19 protein-coding genes are annotated in these 18,330 nt (G+C 63.3%); 12 read left to right on the forward strand and 7 right to left on the reverse strand.

All coding sequences use genetic code 11. From position 1 onward, the window contains the following. Positions 1-23: 23 nt before the first annotated feature. From serB to QWY74_RS08955, 9 genes are all read left to right on the forward strand, one after another. Positions 24-1,229, forward strand: a complete 1,206-nt coding sequence (serB, locus tag QWY74_RS08915) for a phosphoserine phosphatase SerB (RefSeq protein ID WP_264824020.1) — start codon at positions 24-26, stop codon at positions 1,227-1,229. After that, positions 1,229-2,083 (forward strand): ion transporter, encoded by an 855-nt coding sequence (locus QWY74_RS08920; protein WP_290314182.1) that lies wholly within the window; start codon positions 1,229-1,231, stop codon positions 2,081-2,083. The genes serB and QWY74_RS08920 overlap by 1 nt, the downstream gene beginning before the upstream one ends. Before the next feature lie 180 nt (positions 2,084-2,263). Continuing rightward, positions 2,264-2,635, forward strand: a complete 372-nt coding sequence (gene rpsF, locus QWY74_RS08925; protein ID WP_264824018.1) for a 30S ribosomal protein S6 — start codon at positions 2,264-2,266, stop codon at positions 2,633-2,635. A 33-nt stretch (positions 2,636-2,668) separates the two neighbouring features. Next, entirely contained in the window at positions 2,669-2,896 is a 228-nt protein-coding gene (gene rpsR / locus QWY74_RS08930) for a 30S ribosomal protein S18 (RefSeq protein WP_264824017.1), read from the forward strand. A 12-nt stretch (positions 2,897-2,908) separates the two neighbouring features. Further along, positions 2,909-3,760, forward strand: a complete 852-nt coding sequence (locus QWY74_RS08935; protein WP_264824016.1) for a hypothetical protein — start codon at positions 2,909-2,911, stop codon at positions 3,758-3,760. Positions 3,761-3,775: 15 nt separating this feature from the next. Continuing rightward, positions 3,776-4,222: a 50S ribosomal protein L9 gene (gene rplI, locus QWY74_RS08940; RefSeq protein ID WP_290314183.1), complete on the forward strand. Its 447-nt coding sequence runs from the start codon at positions 3,776-3,778 to the stop codon at positions 4,220-4,222. A 169-nt stretch (positions 4,223-4,391) separates the two neighbouring features. Further along, positions 4,392-5,780, forward strand: a complete 1,389-nt coding sequence (gene dnaB, locus QWY74_RS08945; RefSeq protein ID WP_290314184.1) for a replicative DNA helicase — start codon at positions 4,392-4,394, stop codon at positions 5,778-5,780. A 71-nt stretch (positions 5,781-5,851) separates the two neighbouring features. Beyond that, positions 5,852-6,145, forward strand: a complete 294-nt coding sequence (locus QWY74_RS08950) for a hypothetical protein (protein WP_264824013.1) — start codon at positions 5,852-5,854, stop codon at positions 6,143-6,145. Positions 6,146-6,263: 118 nt separating this feature from the next. Continuing rightward, positions 6,264-6,566 carry a hypothetical protein gene (locus QWY74_RS08955; protein WP_264824012.1) on the forward strand — a complete coding sequence of 101 codons (303 nt, stop codon included), beginning with the start codon at positions 6,264-6,266 and terminating at the stop codon, positions 6,564-6,566. Positions 6,567-6,653: 87 nt separating this feature from the next. On the opposite strand, the gene QWY74_RS08960 is transcribed toward QWY74_RS08955, so the two are convergent. Further along, positions 6,654-8,228, reverse strand: coding sequence for a cryptochrome/photolyase family protein (locus QWY74_RS08960; protein WP_264824011.1), 1,575 nt, complete (start codon positions 8,226-8,228; stop codon positions 6,654-6,656). A 105-nt stretch (positions 8,229-8,333) separates the two neighbouring features. Between QWY74_RS08960 and hemH the strand changes: the two genes are divergently transcribed. Further along, a complete protein-coding gene (gene hemH / locus QWY74_RS08965) occupies positions 8,334-9,404 on the forward strand; it encodes a ferrochelatase (protein WP_264824010.1) in 1,071 nt (356 codons plus the stop codon). A 96-nt stretch (positions 9,405-9,500) separates the two neighbouring features. On the opposite strand, the gene QWY74_RS08970 is transcribed toward hemH, so the two are convergent. The 6 genes from QWY74_RS08970 to QWY74_RS08995 are packed head-to-tail and all read right to left on the reverse strand — an operon-like array spanning position 9,501 to position 15,339. Further along, on the reverse strand, positions 9,501-9,896 hold the full coding sequence (locus QWY74_RS08970; protein ID WP_264824009.1) for a Na+/H+ antiporter subunit G: 396 nt from the start codon (positions 9,894-9,896) through the stop codon (positions 9,501-9,503). 14 nt (positions 9,897-9,910) lie between these two features. Continuing rightward, the gene (locus tag QWY74_RS08975; protein WP_264824008.1) at positions 9,911-10,180 is read right to left on the reverse strand and encodes a K+/H+ antiporter subunit F; all 270 of its coding nucleotides are present in this window, start codon (positions 10,178-10,180) and stop codon (positions 9,911-9,913) included. Further along, the gene (locus QWY74_RS08980; RefSeq protein WP_264824007.1) at positions 10,162-10,671 is read right to left on the reverse strand and encodes a Na+/H+ antiporter subunit E; all 510 of its coding nucleotides are present in this window, start codon (positions 10,669-10,671) and stop codon (positions 10,162-10,164) included. The genes QWY74_RS08975 and QWY74_RS08980 overlap by 19 nt, the downstream gene beginning before the upstream one ends. After that, on the reverse strand, positions 10,668-12,179 hold the full coding sequence (locus QWY74_RS08985; RefSeq protein ID WP_264824006.1) for a monovalent cation/H+ antiporter subunit D: 1,512 nt from the start codon (positions 12,177-12,179) through the stop codon (positions 10,668-10,670). The genes QWY74_RS08980 and QWY74_RS08985 overlap by 4 nt, the downstream gene beginning before the upstream one ends. Then, the gene (locus QWY74_RS08990) at positions 12,176-12,523 is read right to left on the reverse strand and encodes a Na+/H+ antiporter subunit C (RefSeq protein WP_264824005.1); all 348 of its coding nucleotides are present in this window, start codon (positions 12,521-12,523) and stop codon (positions 12,176-12,178) included. The genes QWY74_RS08985 and QWY74_RS08990 overlap by 4 nt, the downstream gene beginning before the upstream one ends. After that, complete coding sequence (locus QWY74_RS08995) at positions 12,523-15,339, reverse strand: monovalent cation/H+ antiporter subunit A (RefSeq protein WP_264824004.1); 2,817 nt, start codon at positions 15,337-15,339, stop codon at positions 12,523-12,525. The genes QWY74_RS08990 and QWY74_RS08995 overlap by 1 nt, the downstream gene beginning before the upstream one ends. 233 nt (positions 15,340-15,572) lie before the next feature. On the opposite strand from QWY74_RS08995, the gene QWY74_RS09000 reads away from it, so the two are divergent. Both QWY74_RS09000 and QWY74_RS09005 read left to right on the forward strand, forming a co-directional pair. Further along, the gene (locus QWY74_RS09000) at positions 15,573-17,900 is read left to right on the forward strand and encodes a putative monovalent cation/H+ antiporter subunit A (RefSeq protein ID WP_290314185.1); all 2,328 of its coding nucleotides are present in this window, start codon (positions 15,573-15,575) and stop codon (positions 17,898-17,900) included. Then, a complete protein-coding gene (locus QWY74_RS09005; RefSeq protein WP_264824002.1) occupies positions 17,893-18,330 on the forward strand; it encodes a Na+/H+ antiporter subunit B in 438 nt (145 codons plus the stop codon). The genes QWY74_RS09000 and QWY74_RS09005 overlap by 8 nt, the downstream gene beginning before the upstream one ends.

The raw sequence follows: 18,330 nt of genomic DNA on the forward strand, positions 1-18,330 counted from the left end.
TCCTTCTTCTTTCTGGGAGTAACATGACACGACGAGTCTTGATCCGTGCGACGGGTAACGCTCGCCCCGGCCAGCTGGCCGGGTTGGGCCGGGCATTGGCGAGTAGCGGGGCGCGGCTGCTGGATATCAACCAGAGCGTGACCTTCGGCATGCTGTCGCTGGAGGCGTTGGCGGGCCTGGATCACGAGGCCGACCTGGAGGGAGCGCTCGCCGCGGCGGGCAGCGCGCTGGGGCTCGATGTGCAGGCAGTGCAGGTCGGTGCCGAGGAGTATCATCGCTGGAGCGTGCAGAGTGGCCAGCCGCGTCTGATCATGACCCTGCTGGCGCCGCGTCTGCCGGCCGGTATTCTGGCCGAGGTCGGCCTGCTGACGGCCGAGCAGGGCCTGACCGTGGAGCTGATTCACCGGCTCTCCGGCCGTGAGCCCCTGGATGGCGAAGCGCCGCCCCATGGCGCCTGTGTCGAGTGCTGGTTGCGCGGCGATGAGGTGGACATCGAAGCCCTGCGCGAGAAGGCGCTGGCCCTTGGGGCCGTGCATGGCGTCGACATCGCCCTGCAGGAAGACTCGATCTGGCGCCGCCACCGGCGCCTGGTGTGCTTCGACATGGACTCGACGCTGATACAGACCGAGGTCATCGACGAGCTGGCACGGCGGCATGGCGTCTTCGACGAGGTGGCTGCGGTCACCGAGCGTGCCATGCGCGGCGAGCTGGACTTCCAGCAGAGTTTTCGCGAGCGCATGGCCAGGCTAGAGGGGCTGGACGAGTCGGTGCTGGCCGAGATCGCCGAGAACTTGCCGCTCATGGATGGCGTCGAGCGTCTCATGCACCACCTCAAGCGCCTGGGCTATCGCACCGCGATTCTCTCCGGCGGCTTCACCTACTTTGCCGAGTACCTGCAGCAGCGCCTCGGGTTCGATGAGGTGCACGCCAACGAGTTGGTCATCGAGAATGGTCGGCTGACCGGTGAGGTTCGCGAGCCGATCGTCGATGCCGAGCGCAAGGCCGAACTGCTGCGCGGGATCGCTGCGCGCGAAGAGCTTGCCATGGAGCAGACCATCGCGGTCGGCGATGGTGCCAATGACCTCAGGATGCTGGCCACCGCCGGGCTGGGCATTGCCTTTCGTGCCAAGCCGCTGGTGCAGCAGCAGGCCCGTCAGAGCATCTCGACCCTGGGGCTCGATGCGGTGCTGTACCTGATCGGCTACCGCCAGGTGGACCTGGAAAGCTGATGAGACGATGGTTCGGTACGCGCGCCTCTGCGGTGACCTGGCGCGACCGCTTCGAGCGCATTCGCGCCAACAAGGTCTTCGAAACCCTGGTGATCGCCATCATCATCGTGTCGGCCCTGTTGGTCGGGGCCAAGACCTACCCGGCCACTAGCCGCTTCCACTATTGGCTGCTGGCCATGGACCTGGCGGTGACGGTCTTCTTTCTGGTGGAGATCGTGATCCGCATGGCGGCGGAAAAGCGGCTGCGTGACTTCTTCAGGCAGGGCTGGAACGTCTTCGATTTCCTGGTTGTCACGGCCAGTCTGGTGCCTCTTGGCGGGTCCGATATGGTGCTGCTGGCGCGTCTGCTGCGCATCTTCCGGGTATTGCGTCTGGTGTCCATGATCCCGGAGCTGCGCATTCTGATGGCGGCCCTGGTCAAGTCGATCCCGCGCATGGGCTATGTGGCGCTGTTGATGTTCATCATCTTCTACATCTATGCCGCCATCGGCAGCTTTCTGTTCGTCGAGGTGGATGACTACCTGTGGGGCAACATTGCCACGGCGATGCTGACGCTGTTCCGGATCGCGACCTTCGAGGACTGGACCGACATCATGTACGCCACCCAGGAGGCCTACGCCTGGAGCTGGGTCTATTACCTGACCTTCATCTTTCTGACCGCCTTCATCTTCCTTAACATGATGATCGGCATCGTGCTGGATGTGATGCAGAAGGAAAGTGCCGCCATCGATCGGGAAAACGGCGAGGGTGAGCAAGCCGAACTGCAGGACCTGCGCCAGGATGTGCGCGAATTGAGTGGACAGGTTGCGCGCCTTGAGGCTTCGCTCAAGCACCAGGATGCCGATCGGCAGTGAGCGGACGAAGCCGCTGGGTGCCGCAAGATCCCGTGGTTGCGCACAGTCCGTCGAGTCTATATAATGCTTGCGCCCGTTCGCCTGTCGAGCGGGAGTCGTGTTTTTTTCGAAAATCACCTCCTTGCTTCCCCTGGAAGGCTGATGCCTCCACCGGAAGCTGCCAAACCGCAAGGAGAATCCATGCGTCATTACGAAATCGTCTTCATGGTCCACCCGGACCAGAGCGAGCAGGTCCAGGCGATGGTCGAGCGTTACACCGGCCTCGTTACCGAGAACGGCGGCACCGTGCACCGTCTCGAGGATTGGGGGCGCCGCCACATGGCCTACCCGATCAACAAGATCCACAAGGCTCACTACGTGCTGATGAACGTCGAGTGCAGCGGCGAGACCCTCGAGGAAATCGAGAACATCTTCCGCTTCAACGATGCCATCATTCGCAGCCTGGTGGTGCGCTGCAAGGAAGCCATCACCGAAGCTTCTCCGATGATGAAGCCGGCCGAGGACAAGCGCGCGCGTCGCGACGACAAGCCGACCACCGCCGAGTCCGCCTGAGCCCACCCGTCGCACGTTTGAAGGAGTCTTAACATGGCACGTTTTTTCCGTCGCCGTAAGTTTTGCCGTTTTACCGCCGAAGGCGTAAAGCAGATCGACTACAAGGATCTGGACACGCTCAAGGGCTACGTCACCGAGACCGGTAAGATCGTTCCCAGCCGTATCACGGGTACCAAGGCTCGCTATCAGCGCCAGCTGTCCTCCGCGATCAAGCGGGCACGCTACCTGGCGCTGCTGCCCTACACCGATAGCCACCAGTAAGAAACCGACACGATGCTGCCTGTCGCGCGATGGCTGATGCAGGGACTGCCCCAGGCGATGATCGGGGCGGCCCTGAGCAGTCTGGTGCCCTGGTTGTTCTGGCTGGGGGCTTCCATTGCCGCACTGGTAACCCTGCGCAAGGGGTTGGCGTCGGCCCTGCCGGTCATCATGGCGGCCGCTGTGCCGGCGGGATGGTGGTGGAGTCAGGGCGATGTCGTGCCCCTGGCCAGCATCCTGCTGGTGACGTTGATGGCCGTGGTGCTGCGGGCCCGCATGCGCTGGAGCGAAGCCTTGATCGTGGGTGCCCTGGGCGGCGCCCTGATGATTCAGCTGGGCAGCTTCACGCCGCCCGGCAGTGCGCAAGCGCTGCTCGATCAGCTGCAGCAGGGGGCTCCACAGATCGCCACCATGCTCGACGACATGGCTCGTCAGGGAGTGGATACTCAGGAGCTCGCAACCCTATTGATGGGGGGCGTGACCGGTCTGGTGGTGCTGATGATGTCGGTGGCCTGTCTGGCACTGGCCCGCGCATGGCAAGCCGGCTTGTACAATCCCGGCGGGTTTCGCGAGGAGTTTCATGCCCTGCGGCTGATGCCCCGTGAGTTGTTGGTGTTGTTCGTTGTTGGCCTGGCTGGGGTGCTGTTCGACCTGCCGGGACTCGGCATGCTGATCTGGATACCCTTGCTGGTCGCCGGCATCGCGTTGGTACATGGTGTTATTGGATTGAAGGGAATGCATGGGATCTGGTTGGGCGTCTTCTATGTGATGCTCGTCTTTACCTGGCCCATGATTCTCATTGTGCTGCTCGTGGCCCTGCTGGATTCGTTCGTGAACATCCGCGCGCGTCTCGGCAGCGGCAACTGACAAGAGGTTAACGAGATGGAAGTCATTCTGCTCGACAAGATTGGCAAGCTGGGCGGTCTGGGTGACCAGGTCAACGTCAAGCCCGGCTATGGCCGTAACTACCTGGTGCCCTACGGCCTTGCTGTGCCGGCCACCAAGGAAAACATCGCGGCTTTCGAAGCACAACGTGCTGAACTGGAAGCGGAAGCCGCCGAGCGCAAGGCGGAAGCCGAAGCTCGCGCTGAGCAACTCAACGATATCGAGCTGTCGCTGGTCGCCAAGAGCGGTGATGAAGGCAAGCTGTTCGGTTCCATTGGCCCGCGTGACCTGTCTGAGGCGATTTCCTCCGCCGGCATCGAGGTCGCCAAGAGCGAAGTCCGTATGCCGATGGGGCCGATCCGCCAGACCGGTGAGTATGATGTGGATCTGTACCTGCACGCCGAGGTTCAGGCCAGCGTACGCATCGTGGTTGTGGGCGAGTAAGCTCGAGACTCAACGTTCGCGTTGATGCCCAGGGGCGCGAGGTTCTACCTCGCGCCCCTTTTGCTGTCTGGCACCCGGCGGGCGGGTGTCGTAACGGTTTTACAGGGTCATGGGGGCAAGGCCTTCCTTCGGGTAGAATGGTCGCGCCTATTTCGTCAGGGGCTTAATCATGAACGAACCATACGAGCTGGATCAGGAAACGGCGGCACTCAAGGTGCCACCGCACTCGCTGGAGGCGGAACAGTCCGTGCTCGGCGGCCTGATGCTCGACAATTCCGCCTGGGATAATGTGGCCGACCGGCTGGTGGCGGACGACTTCTATCGTTACGAGCATCGTCTGGTCTTCAATGTCATGGCCCAGCTTGCCGAGGAGGCGAGACCCATGGATGTGGTCACGCTCTCGGAAGCGCTTGAAGGGCGCGACCAGCTGGATACCGTCGGTGGCCTGGCTTATCTGGCGGAACTGGCGCGCAACACGCCCTCGGCCAGCAACATTCGCGCCTACGCGGACATCGTTCGCGAGCGGGCCACCCTGCGCAAGCTGATCCGCGCGGCCAACCAGGTGGCCGAGAGTGCCTTTGCCCCCCAGGGACGACCCTCGGACGAGCTGGTCAACGAAGCCGAGCGGCTGGTCTTCCAGATCAGCGAGGACAGGCCCAAGTCGGGCGGACCGGTCGGCATGAGCGATCTGCTTGCCAAGGCCGTGGATCGCATCGACGAGCTGTTCAACATGCAGGGCGAGATGACCGGGCTTTCCACCGGCTTTCGCGACCTGGATGACATGACCTCGGGGCTGCAGCCCTCCGATCTGGTGATCATTGCCGGTCGTCCTTCCATGGGCAAGACTACCTTCGCCATGAACCTGGTCGAGCATGCCGTCATTTCTAGTGACAACCCGGTGATGGTGTTTTCCATGGAAATGCCCGCCGAGGCCCTGATGCTGCGCATGCTGTCTTCACTGGGGCGTATCGACCAGACTCGGGTGCGAACCGGACAGCTGGAAGACGAGGACTGGCCGCGCCTGACCTCGGCGGTCAATCTGCTCAAGGACAAGCAGCTGTTCATCGATGACACGGCGGCGCTGTCGCCCAACGAGATGCGCTCGCGGGTACGGCGTGTGGTGCGCGAGCATGGCAATCTCTCGCTGATCATGATCGACTATCTGCAGCTGATGCAGATTCCCGGCTTTTCCGAGAACCGCACCGGCGAGATTTCCGAGATATCCCGCTCGCTGAAGGGCCTGGCCAAGGAATTCGGATGCCCGGTGGTGGCGCTTTCCCAGCTCAACCGCTCGCTGGAGCAGCGGCCCAACAAGCGCCCGGTGATGTCGGATCTGCGCGAATCCGGCGCCATCGAGCAGGATGCCGATATCATCGGCTTCGTCTATCGCGACGAGGTCTATAATCCAGATAACCCCGACAATCAGGGTCTGGCCGAGGTGATCATCGGCAAGCAGCGTAACGGCCCGATTGGTACCGTGCACATGGCCTTCATCGGCAAGTACACGCGTTTCGAGGATCTGGCCCCGGACAGCTACGGCGAAGCCTTCGCTGGGTGAGGCGTCTCGCTTGAGCCCGTGCATCAGCCACGTATAATCCCACTCCCCAATCGTACTCTGGAGAAGCATCCATGGCAGGTGGATTCCGACGCGGCAACCAGCGCCGTGCCCCCAAGCTGGAAGCACGCGGTGAACTGCAATCGGCTGAACGCGAGGGGCCCTTCAAGGAATGGCTTGGCATGCCCGACCTGTATCGTTATGAACTGGTCGTGGATGGCGAGCACTACAGCTACCAGACCGAGGACTCGGAGTTGCCGGTGTCGGTCGGGGATCGTGTGGTCCTGCGCTACAAGGAAACCAAGGCCGGCAAGTGGGTGGACAAGAAGTCCCTGGGCAAGGCCATCGATCCCGCGGATTATCAATAACGCAACCCGGCCTGCCGGCATCGGTTTTCACCAACAGTGTCTATCGGTCATACGGCTGTCATCTCGAGCACGCAGTCTTGGGGGGAGCGAACGATACCGAACCACTGCTGGAGGCCATATGGACCTCAAGGAATTCAAGGCCTTCGTGGCCGAACATGATAACGTCGAAATCCGCGTCATCGGCCATGCCGGGCATCGCTTCTACCAAGTCGAACTCGAGGATATCGAAGGTCAGCGCCACCGACTGATGTGGGCCGCCAAGCCCATGCTCTTTCGTTCGCTGGATGATGTCTATCTGGAGCTCAAGCGCGCCGATGTGCATCGAGCCTATCTGGTCGAGCATATCGTGGAGCAGGAGGTCACCGGCTTGGCGACGCGTTATCACGAGCCGCTGGGCGCCAAAATCCCCGTCAGCCTCTGAGCCCCGGCCCCCGGAGCCGACGCGCTGTCTCCTCCCGCTTACCCCTTCGATTCGCCCATGCCGGCCCGGACGCCTGTCCGGCCCTGGTTATCTGTCTGGCTCATAGGCCTGGCGATGCGTCCCCTGCCCATAAGCGGCTTCGGTCTTCAGGTTCTCGAGAAAGTCTTCGGCCTGGTCGCGTAGAGCGTCCCGCTTCTCGCTCGACATCCTGGCCAGGTTGCCGTAGATCGGCTTCATGCGGTGGTTGTCTGCCAGGACATGTCGATTGCGTTCCAGAAAATGCCAGTAGAGGCTGTTGAGCGGGCAGGCGTCCTCACCCAGTGTCTTCCCGGGGTCGTACCGGCATTGCGCGCAATGATCCGACATGCGATTGATGTACTTGCCGGAGGCACAGTAGGGCTTGGAGCCCATCAGACCGCCATCGGCATGCAGGACCATGCCCAGGGTGTTGGGCAGCTCCACCCACTCGCAGGCATCGGCATATACCGCCAGGTACCAGTCGCATAATGCCGAGGGGGCAACACCGCAGAGCAGGGCGAAGTTGCCGGTGACCATCAGCCGCTGGATGTGGTGCGCATAGGCGTTGTCATGGGTCATCCGGATGGCGCGCGACAGGCAGCGCATGTCGGTGTCGCCCGTCCAGTAGAAATCCGGCAGGCCGCGCTCGGCGTGAAGGGTGTTGCTCTGCTTGTAGGACGGCATCCGGGTCCAGTAGAGGCCTCTGACATATTCACGCCAGCCCAGTATCTGCCGAATGAAGCCTTCGACGGCATTCAACGGGGCCGCGCCCTGATAGTAGGCCGCCTCGGCTGATTCGCAGACTTCCCGCGGCGAGAGCAGGCCGATATTCAGTGACGCCGAGAGGCGGGAATGGAACAGGAAGGGCTGGTCGTCACTGATGGCATCCTGGTAACGGCCGAAATCCGGCAGCAGCTTGTCGATGAAGTGTCTCAGGTCGACCAGGGCCTGACGCCGCGTGACCGGCCACTGGAAGCCCTCGAGTCGTCCGAAGTGCTCGCCGAAGTGTGTCTCGACAAGTTCCAGCACCTCCCGGGTTGTGGCGTCGTGACGATGCTCCGGTGGATCCGGCAGGTCAAGATGGTCGGGCACCGGCTCGCGGTTGTCGGCATCGTAGTTCCACTTGCCGCCGGCCGGCTCGGCGCCTTCCATGAGCAGTCCGGTTCGCTTGCGCATCATCCGGTAGAAGTACTCCATGCGCAGCGACTTGCGTCCGGCGGCCCAATCGGAGAAGTCCTGGGGCGTGCTGAAAAAGCGCTCATCCTCCAGCACCACCCACGGCAGTGCGGCCTTGGCGCGCTGCTGCATGGCCTCCCAGAGGCGCCATTCGCCGGGCCGGGTGACGCGAATCTCGCCGCATTGATAAAGGCTCGCGATGCGCTCGGCCTCGGGGATCAGGGCTTGGGTATTATCAGGGTCATCCAGGGCGCTGTAATGCACCCGAATCTCCTGCTGGCGCAACTGTGCGGCAAAGTGACGCATGGCGGCGAAGATCAGGGCGATCTTCTGCGGGTGATGGGGCACATAGCGTCCCTCGCCGGCGACCTCGCAAAGGGCAATAACCGCGTCACTCGGGGCCTGTGAGAGAACGGCCAGGTCAGTGGTCAGCTGGTCACCGGCAATCAGAATCAGGGGGCGTGTCATGCGACTCCATAGAGCGGAGGGATTTCCGCCATAGTGTAATGCTATTCCGGCTGTGTTGCTGCCAATGGTAGTCTAACCTTACTTCTTTCAGGCTCTGGAGGCGTCATGACGCCCGATTCCGCGTCGTCCCATCGTGAACATGCCCCAACGGATCACCCCGTTGTACCACGTGGCAAGGTCGGCATTGTGCTGGCCAACCTGGGCACCCCGGATTCGACAGATTACTGGTCGGTCCGGCGTTATCTCAGCGAGTTTCTCTCCGATCGCCGCGTTGTCGACTATTCTCCCTGGTTCTGGCAACCCCTGCTTCAGCTGGTGATCCTAAGCCGTCGCCCCTTTGCCTCCGGCAAGGCCTACCGGGGCATCTGGAATCGCGACAGGGATGAGAGTCCGCTGCTGACCATTACCCGCGAGCAGACCGAGAAGCTGGCCGCTGAACTCCAGGAAACGCATGGCGAGCGCGTCGAGGTGGCTTTCTGCATGCGCTACGGCAATCCCTCGACCGATAGTGTGCTGAAGGAGCTGCATGCCCGGGGCTGCGAGCGCATTCTGTTCTTCCCTCTTTACCCGCAGTACGGTTCACCGACCACCGCCTCGGCTAATGACCAGGCTTTTCGCACCCTGATGAAGCTCAAGTGGCAGCCGGCCTTGCGCACCGTGCCGGCGTATTTCGAGCACCCGGCCTACCTGCAGGCCCTGAGCGCCTCGGTGCGCGAGGCCTATGCGGCGGCCGAGACGACTCCAGAGGCGCTGGTGGCCTCCTATCATGGCGTGCCCAGGCGTTTCCTCGATGAAGGCGACCCCTATTACTGCCATTGCCGCAAGACCACGCGGCTCCTCAAGGAACAGCTGGGGCGCGACGGTCTGCCACTGGATGACGAGGCCATCATCACCACCTTCCAGTCAAAGTTCGGGCCCGAGCAGTGGGTCGGACCGGCAACCGTGGAGCATGTCGCCGAGTTGGCCCGCCAGGGGATCAAGCACCTGGCCGTAATGTCGCCGGCCTTTTCGGCCGACTGCATTGAGACGCTGGAGGAAATCGAGGAGGAAATCCGTGACGCCTTCCTGGAGGCGGGCGGTGAGCACTTTACCTATGTGCCCTGCCTGAACGCCCGAGACGACCATGTCCAGGCGCTGGCGCAGATCGCCGAGCGGGAACTCGCCGGCTGGTTATAGCCTGCTTCTTGTGCCTCAGCGGGCTTGGCACCGGGGAAATGCAAAAGGCGGTCGCCCGGCGAGCCGCCTTCAGCCACGGGTATCCGACTCTTTGAGTTAATCGTGTCCGGCGTCGGAATGGTGTGGCACCGGCTTCTTGCCGACTTCCTCGTCGCGCAGTTCGGCCGGTTGCCCCTGGGTCTTCTCCACCCGCCGCAGTTGTAGGTGCAGTCCGGTCTTGGCCAGGAGGTGTGCACTGACCGGCGCGGTGATAAACAGGAAGAGGGTGATCAGCATTTCCTGGATAACCGGGTAACTGGTGATGATGCCGAAGTACAGCATCGAGGCGGTCAGAATGCAGCCGATGCCCATGGTGGTGGCCTTGGTCGGGCCGTGAAGACGCATGTAGAAATCGCGCAGGTGGGTCATGCCCAATGAGCCGATGAAGATGAAGGTACTGCCGGCGATCAGAAAGAAGGCAATGACGCCTTCGAGGATGACGTAGATCGACATGGAAGCTGCTCCCGCTATTCGATGATGTCGCCGCGCAACAGGTACTTGCACACGGCCACGGTGCTGATGAAACCGAGCATGGCGATCAGCAACGCGGCTTCGAAGTAGGTCTTGGTATTAAGCCAGAGCCCCATCAGCACGATCAGGGCGATGGAGTTTACGTACATGGTGTCCAGCGCCAGGATACGGTCCGGCATGTCGGGGCCGACCGAGAGACGGTAGGTATTCAGCACGATGGCGATCATCACCAGTGCCAGGCTGATCTTCAGCGCGATGTCGAGCATTCGTAGATCTCCTTGAGCGGGCGCTCGTAGCGTTCGCGAATCTGTTCGATGAGTGCCTCGTCATCGTCGACGTCCAGGGCATGAATCAACAGGGTCTCGCCATCCATGCGCAGGTTGGCTGATACCGTGCCAGGCGTCAGGCTGATGGTGTTGGCCAGCAGGGTGATGGTGAAGCGTTCCTGCAACATCAGCGGGTACTCCACGAAATGCGGCCGTGTGCGTCGCCAGGGGTTCACGATCAGCCAGGCCACCTGGATGTTGGCCGTGATAATGTCGCCCAGCACTCGCAGAATGAAGCGCACCAGCAGGCCGGGCCGCTGCACGCTGGGCTGCACATCCCAGAAGCGATAGGTGACCAGCGGAATGATGATCGCCAGGCTGCCGCCCAGCAGGATATGGCCCGGTGCCAGGCTGCGCACCATCATCAGCCAGACGACGAGCAGCAGCAGCGAAAGCAGGGGAACCGGTAGCCAGCGTCGAGACTTGATCATGGCGTGTCTCCGTTACCAGATATCAGCGCGTTCACCATGGCGTCCGGGTTGTCCAACTGGTCGGCGGTAGCCCGGGTGTAATCATTGACCGGTCCGGCCAGGGCAACCAGCAGCGGCGAGGTGGCCAGCAGGAGCCCCACGCCGACCCACTGGGGCCGCGGCAGGGCGGCGCCGCCTCTATCACCGTCCTGGCTGCGCCAGAAGAGGGTGGAGCCGGCGCGTGACAGCGCGATGATGGCCGCCAGGCCGCTGATCAGCAGGATCGGCCAGAGCCACAGGCGTTGCCCGGCCTCGGCGGCGTCGAGCAGCAGTACCTTGCCGATGGCGCCGGACAGCGGAGGCAGGCCGGCGACCGCTGCCGCCCCGATGAAGAACAGGGTCGCCAGGGCGCCGCCCTGGGTCATGGGGCGGCCCTTGACGATGCGAGTGCCGGCCTTGCCGCGTTGCTGGCCGATCATGTCGGCCAGCAGGAAAAGGCCGCCGGTGACCAGGGTGGTGTGCAGCAGGTAATAGAGGAGGGATGCAGTGGCCGCCGGTGTGCCCATGCCGACCCCGGCCAGCAGGGTGCCCGCGGAGACCAGTACCAGGTAGGCGACCAGCAGGCGCAGGTCGCGCGCCGCCAGAACCCCCACGGTGCCCGCCACCAGGGTGCCCAGCGCCATCCACCATACCCAGGGTTGCTCGAGAGCGCTCAGGTTGCCGGCATTGTCGCCGAATATCAGCGAATAGACGCGCAGAATGGCATAGACACCGACCTTGGTCATGATGGCAAAGAGGGCGGCGACCGGTGCCGGCGCGGCCGCATAGGCCCGCGGCAACCAGAAGTAGAGCGGCAGAATGGCCGCCTTGAGGCCGAAGACCACCAGCAGCAGCAGGGCGCCGGCCGTTACCAGTCCGTCGCGCTCGGCGGGCAGCTCGACGAGGCGCGCCGCCATGTCGGCCATGTTGAGAGTGCCCGTGGCGCCGTAGAGCACACCGACCGCGATGAGAAAGAGGGCCGATCCGGCCAGGTTGAGCACCACATAGTGCACGGCCGACTGTATCCGCGACTTGCCGCCGCCATGCAGCAGCAGGGCATAGGACGCCAGCAGCAGGACCTCGAAGAACACGAAGAGGTTGAAGAGGTCACCGGTCAGGAAGGCGCCGTTGATCCCCATCAACTGAAACTGGAAGAGGCCGTGGAAGTTGCTGCCTTTCTCGTCGTCACCACCACAGGCGAAGATCACGCTTCCCAGTGCCAGGACCGCGGTCAGCATCAACATCAGCGCCGACAGGCGATCCACCACCAGCACGATACCGAACGGCGGCTGCCAGTCGCCCAGGGCGTAATAGGCGATCTCGCCGTTGCTGGCACGCAGCAAAAGCGCCAGTGCGACGACCGCCACCAGCAGGGTGGTGATAACGCTGGCCGAGCGCTTGAGCCCCGTGCTGCCGAAGCGGGTCAGCAGCAGCAAGACGCCCATGACCAGCGGCAGTACAACGGGCAGGACGATTAGATGCTGTATCACCGACGCGACTCCTCTGAATCCTCTCGGGTGCGGCCGTCGACATGGTCATTGCCCATATCGCCCCGCGCTCGCATAGCCAGAATGACCGCGAAGGCGGTCATCGCGAAGCCGATCACAATAGCGGTCAGCACTAGTGCCTGGGGCAGCGGGTCGGCATAATCGCCGGCCCCGTCGAGGACAACGGCACCATCCGTGGTCAAGCCTCCCATGGAGAACAGGAAGAGGTTGACCGCATAGGACAGCAGGGTCAGGCCGACCACCACCGGAAAGGTCCTGCCGCGTAGCGTCAGATAGAGGCCACAGGCGCTGAGTACCCCCGTGGTGATGGCATAGAGGCTTTCCATCAGCTCGTTTCCTCGCTTTGGGTCGTGGATTCGCTTTGCTTGCTGGGCCGGTGTGGCGTGGTCAGCTTGCCGAGGTTGGCCAGGATCATCAGGGTCGCGCCGACCACGGCGAGATAGACGCCGAGATCGAAGATCATGGCCGTGGCCAGCTCGAAGTCACCGATCAGCGGTAGATGGAAGTGCCCAAAGGACGATGTCAGGAAGGGATATCCGAACAGCCAGCTGCCCAGCCCGGTCAGGGTGGCGATGCCCACCCCGGCGATGGCCACCGGCTGGTACTGGAAGTCGAGTCGTGACTGGGCCCATTCCACCCCGCGCGCCATGTACAGCAGTATCAGCGCGACAGCAGTGATCAGCCCGGCAATGAAGCCACCACCCGGATCGTTGTGGCCGCGCAGGAAGATGAACACCGAGACCAGCAGAGCCAGAGGCAGCAAGGCCTGGGAGATGGTGGTGAGGATCATCGGATAGCGATCCGGTGACCACAGGCGACCTTCCACGTCACTGTGCGGCATGAACAGGCGCAGGCGGTTGAGCAGCTTGAAGATGGCCAGGCCGGCAATCGCCAGAACGGTAATCTCGCCCAGGGTATCGAAGCCACGGAAGTCGACCAGGATGACATTGACCACATTGTGGCCGCCGCCCCCGGGCACGCTGTTGTCGATGAAGAAGCCTGAGATGCTGGCGTTGTCGCGGGTCAGGACGGCGTAGTTGAGGCTGGCGACGACCGTACCCAGTGCCACCGCCAGGGCGCTGTCGCGCAGATTGCGCGGCATTGAGGACTCGCGGGGTGTTTTCTGCGGCAGGAAGAAGAGGGCCAGCATCAACAGGATCATGGTGACGACTTCCACCGAGAGCTGGGTCAGCGCCAGGTCCGGGGCCGAGAAGCGGGCGAAGGTCAGCGACACCAGCAGCCCCACCATCGACAGCATCAGCAGTGAAATCAGCCGGTAACGGTGCGTGGCCACCGTGGCGATGCCGCTGAACATCAACAGCAGGGCACCACTGAGCAGCACGCCATCGATCCGGGTGCCGGGCTGATTCCCCGCCAGGCTGGGCATCTGGAAGAGCCCCAGGCCCGCCAGCAGCAGGGCCGTGACCAGCAGCAGGCTCATGTAGCGCTGTAGGGAGCCATTATCGAAGCGTGCGAGCCATGACTCGGCCCGGCGACCGACCTGCTGCACGGTACCCTCGAAGACCAGCCGGGCATCCACCGGCTTGAAGCCCTTGAGGAACTGGCGCAGGTGACGATGCCCCAGGTAGGTCCCGATACCAGCCAGCAGCGCAATGAGACTCATCAACAGCGGCAGGTTGAAGCCGTGCCAGATGGCCAGGTGGAAGTCCATGGGCTCGCCAAGCACGGCCCGGGTGGCCAGGTCCATCAGGCCCCCGGCCAGTGGTGAGGGCAATACGCCCACCAGCAGACACAGCGCCGCCAGCAGCTCCACCGGCACCCGCATCAAGCGCGGTGGTTCATGGGGCGAGCGGGGCGGGGCCTTGTGGGCCGGCTTGAAGAAGACGGCATGTACCAGGCGCAGCGAGTAGGCCACCGACAGGATGCCGCCCAGCGTCGCCAGGATCGGCAGCAGCCAGCTGATACCGCCCAGCATGCCGGCTTCGGTGGTGCTGGTGAAGAACATTTCCTTGGAGATGAAGCCATTGAGCAAGGGCACCCCGGCCATGGCGGCACCGGTGATCGAGGCCAGCAGCGCCGTGATCGGCATGGCGCGACGCAAGCCGCCGAGCCGGGACAGTTCCCGGGTGCCGGTCTCGTGGTCGATGATGCCGGCGGTCATGAACAGTGCCGCCTTGAAGGTGGCATGGTTGAGAATGTGGAAGAGGGCGGCCAGCACGGCCATGGGCGTGCCGATCCCCAGCAGGGCCGTGATCAGGCCCAGATGGCTGACCGTGGAAAACGCCAGAATGCCCTTGAGGTCCGTCTTGATCAGCGCAAACCAGGCGCCGTAGAGCAGGGTGATCATGCCCACCAGGGTGACCACCAGCGTCCACAGCTCGCTCCCGGCAATGGCCGGGTGGAGGCGTGCCATCAGCAGGATGCCGGCCTTGACCATGGTGGCCGAATGCAGGTAGGCCGAGACCGGCGTGGGCGCGGCCATGGCATGCGGCAGCCAGAAGTGAAAGGGGAACTGCGCCGACTTGGCAAAGGCGCCCAGCAGCACGAGTCCCAGCGCCAGAGGGTAGTGCTCGTGGGCCAGGATGGCGTCGCTGCTGGCCAGCACCTGATTCATGTCGAAGCTGCCGACCATCTTGCCGATCAACAACAGGCCGGCGAGCAGCGCCAGACCGCCTGCCCCGGTCACCGCCAGGGCCATGCGCGCCCCCTTGCGGGCGTCGCTGCGATGCGACCAGAAGCCGATCAACAGGAAGGACGAGAGGCTGGTGAGCTCCCAGAACATCCACAGCAACAGCAGGTTGTCGGCCATGGCGATGCCGACCATGGAGGCCATGAACAGGATCAGGTAGGTATAGAAGCGCCCATACGGCTCGGCGGCGTCCAGGTAATAATGGGCATACAGCACGATCAAAAGGCCGATGCCCAGGATCAGCAGGTTGAACAGCACCGACAGGCCATCCAGTCGGAATGCCAGATCCAGTCCCAAACTGGGTATCCAGTCGACGGCAAAGCGCAGGGTCGCGCCATCGGCCAGCGCGGGGAGCTGGCTGAGCGTCAACAGCAGGGCGACGGCGGGGAGAGCGGCCGTTGCCAGTGAACAGTAGCGGCGCTCGAGCCGGGCGCCAAGCGCCGGCACCAGCACACCGAGCAGCGGGAGCAGTGCTATCCAGAGCAATGTCATCGATCGGTCATCCTGCGCGTTTGCGTGAGGCCAAGGGTGCTGCAGCCGCCATGAATCCCTCGTGGGGAAGGCGCGTGGCGCGTCCATGCGGGGCGATACAAGCCCATCAATGGCATTCGAACCCTACTCTAACCAAATGAGCGTGATTTGTCCCCTTGACTTGCCTTGTGCTTTACCATCTCTTTAAAGTCCAATCTGGGTAGTTGATCCCTTGCGTTCCATCGGGAGGCCGCATGCAGCTGATGGTACTGGCAGGTCTGGGGCTGGCGCTGATGGCGCCGTGGCTGCATCGTCGGCTTGGCGAGCGCAGTGCCCTGGTGATGGCCGCCTGGCCGCTGGCACTGGCTGGCTGGTTGGCCTTCCAGGGCCCGGGCATCCTGGCCGGCGACACTCTGCTGCTGGAATGGCGCTGGGTGCCGGCGCTGGATATCACCCTGACCTTCTACATCGACGGTCTGGCCTGGCTGTTTGCCATGCTGATCAGCCTGATCGGTGCCATGGTACTGGTGTATACCAGCGAGTATCTCAAGGGCGAGCGTGACCTGCCGCGCTTCCTGGTCATCATCAGCGCCTTCATGACCTCGATGCTGGGCCTGGTGCTGGCCGACAATCTGGTCACCCTCTTTGTCTTCTGGGAGTTGACCAGCATCACCTCCTACCTGTTGATCGGTTTTCATCATCAGGATCCTGCGGCACGCCGCTCGGCTCAACAGGGCCTGTTTGTCACCGTCGGCGGCGGGCTGGCACTCCTGGCGGGCCTGGTCATGCTGGCTCAGGCGGGGGACAGCTGGTCGCTGGCCGTGCTGATCCAGAGGGGTGAGCAACTGGTCGGCCATGAGCTCTACACGCCCATGCTGATCTGCGTGCTGATTGGCGCCTTCACCAAGTCGGCACAGTTTCCCTTCCACTTTTGGTTACCCAATGCCATGGCCGCGCCCACGCCGGTCTCCGCCTACCTGCACTCAGCGACTATGGTCAAGGCCGGTGTCTACCTGCTGGCACGCCTACACCCGGCCCTCGGTGACACCACCTTGTGGGAAATGACACTTTCGCTGGTCGGCGCCGTGACCATGGCAACGGCGGCCCTGCTGGCCATTCGCGAGACACACATCAAGAAACTGCTCGCCTACTCGACGGTCATGGCCCTGGGTGCCCTGACCATGTTGCTGGGCATCGGCACACCCGGCGCCATGGTGGCTTTCGTGGTCTTTCTGCTGGCGCACTCCCTGTACAAGGGGGCGCTGTTCATGGTCGCAGGCATTCTCGACCATGCCACCGGTACCAAGGATGTCACCGCCATGGGCGGCCTGCGCCGTGTCATGCCATGGACCGCCGGTATCGCCTGTGTGGCCGCGCTTTCGCTGGCTGGCCTGCCGCCCTTGCTGGGGTTCGTCGGCAAGGAGTTGATGCTGGCGTCGCTGCTCGAGGCGCTCCCCTATGGCGGGCTGGTGCTGGCACTGGCCTTCCTCGGGGCCTTTCTGACGCTGGCGGTGGCGGGCATTGTCGCCTTGAAGCCGTTTTTCGGCTCCCTGGGTGACACCCCGGCAACGCCGCATGAGGCGCCCTGGGCCATGCTCATCGGTCCGGCCCTGCTGGCCGGGCTATCGCTGGTGTGCGGCCTGCTGCCCGGCAAGCTCGATGGCCTGGTAACCGGGGTCGTGTCGGGGCTGGGGGTGAGCGACCCGAATGTTCACCTGGCGCTCTGGCATGGCGTCAATCCGGCGCTGCTTTTATCCCTGGCCAGCCTGCTGCTCGGCACCCTGGTGGTGCGATACTGGGATCGGGCGCGCGGTGTTCTGGCGCGTTTCGACCGCCTCGCGGCATTCGGCCCGGAGCAGGGCTACGAGCGCTTGATGGCGGGCATGGTGCATCTGGCCAGCTGGCAGACACGCTGGCTGCAGAACGGTCAGGTGCGACACTATCTGGCCATGACCCTGTTGACCCTGATGGCACTGGTCGGGCATGCGCTTTTCATTCGTCACCCCGGCCCTCTGGCGTTCCATGTCGATGCCTACTTCCACGAAGTCGTCGTGGCGGGGTTGATGGCGGCGGCGGCGCTGACCGCCTGCCTGATGCGTTCGCGACTGGCGGCGGTGGCCGCGGTCGGCATCATGGGCTTCTGCATCGCCATGCTGTTCGTGCTCTTCAGTGCGCCGGACCTGGCGATCACCCAGTTGCTGGTGGAGACCCTGACGGTGGTGCTGCTGGTACTGGTGCTCTTCCGGCTGCCGCGCTTCACGCGGCTTTCGACGCCCCTGGAGCGCTGTCGGGATCTGCTCGTGGCGGGCAGCTTCGGGCTCTTGATGACCCTTTTCATGCTCGGGGTGCTCTCGGCCGACGCCCTGCCGCGTATCTCCGATTATATGGTGGCGAACAGTCAGCCGCTGGGCCAGGGCCACAACATCGTCAATGTGATTCTGGTGGACTTCCGGGCGCTGGATACCCTGGGCGAAATGTTCGTGCTGGCGCTGGCGGCCATCGGGGTCCAGGCCATGCTGCGCTTTCATGCCGATGAACAGAGCGACCCGGCCACCCCGGGGAGGAGGCCTGACGATGGTTAGATCCGGTACCCTGATCCTCAGTGTGGCAGCGCGGCTTCTGCTGCCGCTGCAACTGTTGTTCTCGGTCTTTCTGCTGTTGCGCGGCCATGACGAGCCAGGGGGCGGCTTCATCGCCGGATTGGTGGCGGCGGGGGCCTTCGCCCTGTATTTCTTTGCCTATGGTCAATATGCACTGAACGCCATGCTTAAGGTCTCGCCGCGCGATCTGGTGGCCGTCGGCCTCTTGATCGGCCTGATCTCCACCCTGCCGGCCTGGTTGGCCGGGGAGGCCTTCTTCACGGCACAGTGGTGGAGCCTGCCGGTCATCGGCATCAAGGTTTCCACGCCCCTGTTCTTCGATATCGGTGTCTATCTGGCCGTGGTGGGGTCGGTGCTCACCGCCATCACGGCGCTAGCCGACACCGCCCAGGCCAGTGATGCGAGCAACTGA

This window comes from Halomonas almeriensis (assembly GCF_030409235.1).
GTDB classification, from domain to species: domain Bacteria; phylum Pseudomonadota; class Gammaproteobacteria; order Pseudomonadales; family Halomonadaceae; genus Halomonas; species Halomonas almeriensis.